The organism is Pseudomonas sp. TJI-51 (assembly GCF_000190455.2).
GTDB classification, from domain to species: domain Bacteria; phylum Pseudomonadota; class Gammaproteobacteria; order Pseudomonadales; family Pseudomonadaceae; genus Aquipseudomonas; species Aquipseudomonas juntendi.
Genome location: NZ_AEWE02000101.1, coordinates 1 through 7,259, shown reverse-complemented (window position 1 = coordinate 7,259; position 7,259 = coordinate 1). Strand labels below are relative to the sequence as shown.

The following is a 7,259-nucleotide window of genomic DNA, read 5'->3' as shown; positions in this document are numbered from 1 at the left end:
GCCGGCGATGAGGCCGGTACAGGCTTACTCGATGAAAGTGACCACACCACCTTCCAGCGACTTCACCCGGGCCAGCGATTCAACGCGGTAGCCCTGGCTGTCCAGTTCGGCCCGGCCGCCCTGAAACGACTTCTCGATGACGATACCCAGGCCGGCCACGGTGGCGCCGGCCTGCTTGATGATCGAGATCAGTGCCTGCGACGCCTTGCCGTTGGCCAGGAAGTCGTCGATCACCAGCACGCGGTCGCTGCTGTTGAGGTGGCGCGGCGAGATGGCCACGGTGTTCTCGGTCTGCTTGGTGAAGGAGTACACCGAGGCGGTCAGCAGGTTTTCGGTCAGGGTCAGCGACTGGTGCTTGCGGGCGAAGATCACCGGTACGCCCAGCTTCAGGCCGGTCATCACTGCCGGGGCAATACCCGAGGCTTCGATGGTGACGATCTTGGTCACGCCAGCATCGGCGAACAGGCGGGCGAACTCGTCACCGATCAGCTGCATCAGCGCCGGGTCGATCTGGTGGTTGAGAAACGCGTCCACTTTGAGGACCTGATCGGAAAGCACGATGCCTTCTTCGCGAATCTTCTGATGCAGTGCTTCCACTGTGATTTCCTCGATGTAACAAAGGTGGCCGCTGGAGGCGGCAATATTAAAGAGTAATGGTTGATCAGCGTTTGAGCATTGCCCGGATGTCGGCCAGGGCGTTGTTGCCGCGTGCCGCCTTCACCTCGACCGGGGCGTCGTCCAGGCCTTCCCAGGCCAGGTCGTCGGGTGGCAATTCGTCGAGGAACCGGCTGGGCGTACAGTCGATGATTTCACCGTACTGTTTGCGCTTGGCGGCGAAGGTAAAGGCCAGGGTCTGGCGGGCGCGGGTGATACCCACATAGGCCAGGCGGCGCTCTTCTTCGATGGTGTCGGCCTCGATGCTGGAGCGGTGCGGGAGGATTTCCTCTTCCATGCCCATGATGAACACGTAGGGGAACTCCAGGCCTTTGGAGGCATGCAGGGTCATCATCTGCACCCCTTCGGCGTTCTCTTCTTCTTCCTGCTGGCGCTCGAGCATGTCGCGCAGCACCAGCTTGCCGATGGCGTCCTCGATGGTCATGTCACCCTCTTCATCCTTTTCGAGGGTGTTTTTCAGTGCGTCCACCAGGAACCAGACGTTGCTGATGCGGAAATCGGCGGCCTTGTCGCTGGCGGTCTGCTGGCGGATCCAGTTTTCGTAGTCGATGTCGCGGATCATCTCGTGCAGCGCGGCAATCGGGTCTTCCAGGGCGACCTTCTGGCGTACCCCGTCCAGCCAGTGCTTGAAGCGCTGCAAACGCTCGGTATAGCGTGCGTCCAGGTGTTCACCCAGGCCCAGCTCGTCGCTGGCGGCGTACATGGAAATGCCGCGCTCGGTGGAATAGTTGCCGAGCTTTTCCAGGGTGGTAGAGCCGATCTCGCGGCGCGGCACGTTGATCACCCGCAGGTAGGCGTTGTCGTCGTCCGGGTTCACCAGCAGGCGCAGGTAGGCCATCAGGTCCTTGACCTCCTGGCGGCCGAAGAAGCTGTTGCCGCCCGACAGGCGATACGGCACCTGGTGGTGTTGCAGTTTCAGCTCGATCAGCTTGGCCTGGTAGTTGCCGCGGTAGAGGATGGCAAAGTCGCTGTACGGGCGGTTGGTGCGCAGGTGCAAGGTGAGGATCTCCATGGCCACCCGTTCGGCCTCGGCTTCCTCGTTCTTGCAGCGGATCACGCGGATCTCGTCGCCTACACCCATCTCGCTCCACAGCTGTTTTTCGAACGCGTGCGGGTTGTTGGCGATCAGCACGTTGGCACAGCGCAGGATCCGGCTGGTGGAACGGTAGTTCTGCTCGAGCATCACGATCTTCAGGGAGGGGTAGTCCTCCTTGAGCAGCATCAGGTTCTCAGGGCGGGCACCGCGCCAGGCATAGATGGACTGGTCGTCGTCGCCCACCACGGTGAACTGGTTGCGCATGCCGATCAGCATCTTCACCAGCAGGTACTGGCTGGCGTTGGTGTCCTGGTACTCGTCCACCAGCAGGTAGCGCACGCGGTTCTGCCAGCGCTCCAGCACCTCGGGGTGTTCCTGGAACAGCTTCACCGGCTGCAGGATCAGGTCGTCGAAGTCCACTGCGTTGTACGCCTTGAGCGTGCGTTGGTAGTGGGTGTAGACGATGGCGGCGGTCTGCTCGCGCGGGTTGCGCGCCTTTTCCAGGGCTTCTGGCGGCAGGATCAGGTCGTTCTTCCAGGCACCGATCATGTTCTTGATCTCGTCGATGCCGTCGTCGCCTGAGTATTCCTTCTGCATGATGTCCGACAGCAACGCCTTGATGTCGGACTCGTCGAAGATCGAGAAGCCCGGCTTGTAGCCCAGCCGCTCGTGTTCCTTGCGGATGATGTTCAGGCCCAGGTTGTGGAAGGTACACACCGTCAGGCCGCGACCTTCCCCCGGGCGCAGCAAGGTGCCAACCCGCTCCTTCATCTCGCGCGCGGCCTTGTTGGTAAAGGTCATCGCCACGATGTACTGGGCACGAATACCGCAGTTCTGGATCAGGTGGGCAATCTTGCGCGTGATCACGCTGGTCTTGCCCGAGCCTGCACCGGCGAGCACCAAAAGAGGGCCGCCGACATAGTCACGGGCTTCCTGCTGCCGGGGATTGAGTCGGGACATGCTAGAAACCGGGGGTCGCCAGAAAATAGCCGCGCATTCTAACAGGCATGGGCCCGTTGTGGCGTGACCGTCTGACGTCTGAGTCAGACTTTTATTGGCGCCCTGTATTAGTCAGGCTAATGCCAGGCACTGGAAAAATCGTATTTGCCGAACGGGCCTGATTTCGCGCAGGATGCACGACAAAATACGTCGGGTCGCCGCAGAGTCCGGTGTATGTATAAAATTGAAAATCATTTTCATCAATGCAGTAGCATATTCATCTTCTCTCGTTGTGCCGTGAAGCCCTAAGGAGCCCGCTTGTCCACGCCTGTCGAACCTCTGCGTTTGCTGCTGTTGGCTGATGAGCCGGAATGGGCCGTGCTGCTGCGCGAGTGCGTGCAGGGGTTGGGCGGCACTGCAGTGCTGTTGACGGCGCCTGACTGGGAGGCCGTCGACAGCCTTTTCAGCCATGACCGGCAAGCCGTGGTCCTGGCGACTGCGGCACTGCAACCAGCGCCGGGGCGCTGTGAGCTGCCGACCATCCTGCTGCTGGACGACGAGCCCGCGGTTGCCCCCAGCGGCGTCAGCGACTGGCTGGTGCGCCAACAGCTCAGCACCGATAGCCTGCGCCGCTCGCTGCGGCATGTGCGCGAACGCGGTGTGCTGGTGGCCACCTTGCAGCGCCTTGCCGAGCAAGACCCACTGACCGGTATCGCCAACCGCCAGGGCTTCCAGGCCTTGCTCACGGCACGGCTGGCTGAAAACGAAGGCCGGGGCGTTGCCCTCGGCCACCTCGACCTGGACAACTTCCGCCACGTCAACGACGCCCTTGGCCACCAGAGCGGTGACCGCCTGATCCTGCAGGTTGTGGCCCGGTTGAAACACCAACTGGAAGCGGGGGACCAATTGGCGCGCCTGGGCAGCGACGAATTCGCGCTGCTGATCGACACGCGCCGCGACCCGAACCGCGCCGAATGGATTGCCGAACGCATCGTCGAGGCCTTGGCCGAGCCCTATTGGATCGATGGCGAAAGCTTGCTGTTGGGCTGCAGCCTGGGCCTGGCGCATGCCCGTGCCCAGGGCGGCGCCGACCCGCTGATGTGGCACGCGCACATCGCCATGCGCCAGGCCAAGGGTAGCCAGGGCTGCACCTTCCATGTGTTCAACGAGCGCATCAACCGTAATGCCCGCAGCCTGGCCGACCTGGAAAGCGAACTGCGCCGCGCCCTGCGCCGGGATGAACTGGAACTGCACTATCAGCCCCGACTGAACCTGGCCGATGGGCGCATCGTGGGGCTCGAGGCGCTGGTGCGCTGGCGGCACTCGGACCGGGGGCTGCTACCGCCCTGCGAGTTCGTGCCGCTGGCGGAGCAAAGCGGCCTGATCGTGCCATTGGGCTACTGGGTGATTTCCCGTGCGCTGCGCGACATGCAGGCGTTGTGCGAACGCGGCCTGGAGCCGCTGCACATGGCGGTCAACCTGAGCTTCCGCCAGTTCCAGGATAGCCAGCTGCTGGCCACCTTGAGCCGGCTGATCCTCGAGCACGGGGTGGATGCTCGCTGGCTGGAATTCGAACTGACCGAAACGGCGGTCATGCGCCGCAACGAGCTGGTACGCCAGACCATGGATGCGCTGGGCCGGCTGGGCGTGCGCTTCTCGCTGGATGACTTTGGCACCGGTTTTTCGTCGTTCGTACACCTGAACAGCCTGCCGATCACCTTGCTCAAGGTGGACCGCAGTTTCGTGGCCGAAATGGAAATGCGCGAGGAAAACCGCAAGCTGGTGCACGCCATGATCAACCTGGCGCACAACCTCAACCTTGAGGTGGTGGCTGAAGGGGTGGAGAGTGAGGAGCAACTGGAGCTGCTGCGCGGGTTTGGTTGTGACCAGGTGCAAGGATTTCTGGTCAGCAAGCCACTGCCGGTGGGGGAGTTGATGGAGTTTTTGCTGCAGGCGCCTGACTGTCAGTTGGGGGTTGTCCTTTAGGGCCCTTTCGCGGGCACGCCCGCTCCCACAGGGGCCGCGCACTGTACCTGTGGGAGCGGGCGTGCCCGCGAATAGGCCCTGAAGTCAGGCCGAGGCGGTAGCCTCTCCACCAATCCCAGCTTTGCGCAACAACCGCTTCATCCGCCACTCAAAACCAAAGGTCAGCGCCACCGCCGCGCACGCCAGCCCCAGCGCCAACCCCCACCAGATCCCGACCGCCCCGCCGCCCAGGTTGAACGCGAACAGCCAGGCGCTCGGCGCGCCTACCAGCCAATAGCAGCACAGCCCGATAAGGAAGGTGGTCTTGGCATCTTTCAGGCCGCGTATGGAGCCCATGGCGATGGTCTGCATGCCATCGAACAACTCGAACCAGGCGGCCACCATCAACAAGTGCACCGCCAGTTGGTAGATGGCGGCAAAGCCCGGGTCATTACGGTCTATGAACAGGCTCACCAGCGCCTCGGGCAACAGCAAAAACAGCGCGGCAAAGGCAAACATCACGGTTGCCCCGAAGCCGATGCCCACGCGCCCCGCGCTGCGCGCCGCCAGCAGGTTGCCGGCGCCGTAGTACAGGCCCACGCGCATGGTTACCGCATAGGAGAGCCCTGTCGGCACCATGAATGCCGTGGACACGATCTGCAGGGCGATCTGGTGGGCCGCCAGTTCGGTGCTGCCCAGCACCCCCATGCACAACGCGGCAAAGGCGAACAGGCCCACTTCCACCATGTAGGTGCCGCCAATCGGCAGGCCCAGCCGCCACAGCTCACGCAGGGCGTGCAGCGATGGGCGCGACAGGCCCTTGCGCAGCGGGTAGGCGGCATAGGCCGGGTGCCAGCGGATGTACAACGACAGGGCAATGGCCATGCCCATCGACACCACCGCAGTGACCAGGCCGATACCCATCAGCCCGAGCCTGGGCAGGCCGAACATGCCCTCGATCAGCGCCACGTTGAGCAGGTAGTTCAGCACCGTGCCGACCAGGCTGATGACCATCACCGGGGTCGAACGGCCAAGGGCACTGGTGAACCCGCGCAAGGCCATGAAGGTCAGGTAACCGGGCAACGCCAGCGGCAGCAGGGTCAGAAACTGGGCAGCCGAGGCCACGTTCTCGGGCTGTTGCCCGAACAGCAGCAGTACCGGCTCAAGGTTCCACAGCACCAGCGCGGCGAACAGCGCCAGGCCCCAGGCCAGCCACAGGCCGTTCTGGGCCAGACGGGTGGCCCCTTCGATGTCGTTGGCGCCCTTGCGAATCGCCACCAGGGTACCCACTGCGGCGATCACCCCCAGGCAGAAGATCGACACGAAGGAATAGCTGGCCGCGCCCAGGCCACCGCCGGCCAAGGCCTGCGGGCTGATGCGGGCCATCATCAGGGTGTCGGTCAGCACCATCAGCATGTGCGCCAGCTGCGAGGCGATCAGCGGCCCGGCCAGGCGCAACAAAGCCTTGAGTTCTGTAGTGGGCGCGACGTGCATGGGCTGTCCTTGTTCCTGAGGTGATCAACGAAGCGCGATTCTGAGGCTTTGGTCAACTTTGCACAAAAGGATAAAAGCGATGGTTGGCATGAGTTGAACTCATGCCTGCAAGTTTCGGATAATTCGCCTCTGTCCCTAGATTGCAGGTGCCTCATGTCGCGCCAGCTACCTCCGCTGTATGCCTTGCGCGCATTCGAGGCCGCTGCGCGGCTCAGTTCGTTCACCCGCGCGGGCGAAGAGCTGTCGATCACGCAAAGTGCCATCAGCCGGCATATCCGTACCCTGGAAGAGCATTTCGCCTGCCGCCTGTTCGTGCGCAGTGGCCGCAATCTGCAACTGACCGAAGCTGGGCGGGTATTGCTGCCGGGGGTGCGCGAAGGCTTTGCCGCGTTCGCCCGTGCCTGTGAAACCCTGTGTGGTGAAGATGACATCCTGCGCATGAAAGCACCTTCGACCCTGACCATGCGGTGGTTGCTGGCCTGCCTGAGCCGGTTTCGCCACCTGCAACCCGGTAACGAGGTACAGCTGACCAGCGCCTGGATGGATGTGGACCATGTGGACTTCAACCAGGAACCGTTCGATTGTGCGGTGTTGCTCAGCGATGGGGTGTTCCCGGCAGACTGGGAGGTGCGCAAGCTGTTCCCGGAGTTGTTGATTCCGGTCGGCGCACCGGACCTGCTTGGCGAAAAGCCCTGGAGCGTGTCCCGGCTGGCCGGTATCGAGCTGCTGCACCCCACGGTGGACAAGCGCGACTGGCGTGACTGGCTGCAGCGCATGGGCCTCGCTGGCAAGGTATCGCTCAAGGGTGGGCAGGTTTTCGACACGCTGGAGCTGAGCATGATTGCCGCAGCGCGTGGCTACGGCATCTCCATCGGCGACTTGCTGATGGTGGCCGAGGACGTGGCGCAGAAGCGCCTGAGCCTGCCCTGGCCGACGGCGGTGCCCAGTGGCATGGATTACTACCTGGTGTGGCCGCGTACCCGGCGCGGGGGCGAGCGGTTGCGCCGGTTGAGTGCATTTCTGGAACAGGAGGTGGCGGCCATGGATCTCCCGGATGTGGAAATACTGCCGCCCCTTTGATGGCTTGCACTGGCCTTGTCGCCGGCAAGCCAGCTCCCACAGGGGTCGCCTTAGGGCTGACAGGTGTTTG

At 63.2% G+C, this 7,259-nt stretch carries 5 protein-coding genes; 2 read left to right on the top strand and 3 right to left on the bottom strand.

Annotated elements, in window-relative coordinates:
- Positions 1 to 24: 24 nt before the first annotated feature.
- Both G1E_RS20580 and rep read right to left on the bottom strand, forming a co-directional pair.
- A complete protein-coding gene (locus G1E_RS20580; RefSeq protein ID WP_009683322.1) occupies positions 25 to 597 on the bottom strand; it encodes a xanthine phosphoribosyltransferase in 573 nt (190 codons plus the stop codon).
- A gap of 64 nt (positions 598 to 661) precedes the next feature.
- The gene (rep, locus tag G1E_RS20575) at positions 662 to 2,671 is read right to left on the bottom strand and encodes a DNA helicase Rep (protein ID WP_009683323.1); all 2,010 of its coding nucleotides are present in this window, start codon (positions 2,669 to 2,671) and stop codon (positions 662 to 664) included.
- Positions 2,672 to 2,968: 297 nt separating this feature from the next.
- Here rep and G1E_RS20570 point away from each other — a divergent pair, with 297 nt between their 5' ends.
- On the top strand, positions 2,969 to 4,636 hold the full coding sequence (locus tag G1E_RS20570; protein WP_047150067.1) for a bifunctional diguanylate cyclase/phosphodiesterase: 1,668 nt from the start codon (positions 2,969 to 2,971) through the stop codon (positions 4,634 to 4,636).
- 84 nt (positions 4,637 to 4,720) lie between these two features.
- Here G1E_RS20570 and G1E_RS20565 read toward each other — a convergent pair whose 3' ends face one another.
- Positions 4,721 to 6,109 (bottom strand): NorM family multidrug efflux MATE transporter, encoded by a 1,389-nt coding sequence (locus G1E_RS20565; RefSeq protein ID WP_029887599.1) that lies wholly within the window; start codon positions 6,107 to 6,109, stop codon positions 4,721 to 4,723.
- A gap of 153 nt (positions 6,110 to 6,262) precedes the next feature.
- Here G1E_RS20565 and G1E_RS20560 point away from each other — a divergent pair, with 153 nt between their 5' ends.
- A complete protein-coding gene (locus tag G1E_RS20560; protein ID WP_009683327.1) occupies positions 6,263 to 7,189 on the top strand; it encodes a LysR substrate-binding domain-containing protein in 927 nt (308 codons plus the stop codon).
- Positions 7,190 to 7,259 lie beyond the last annotated feature (70 nt).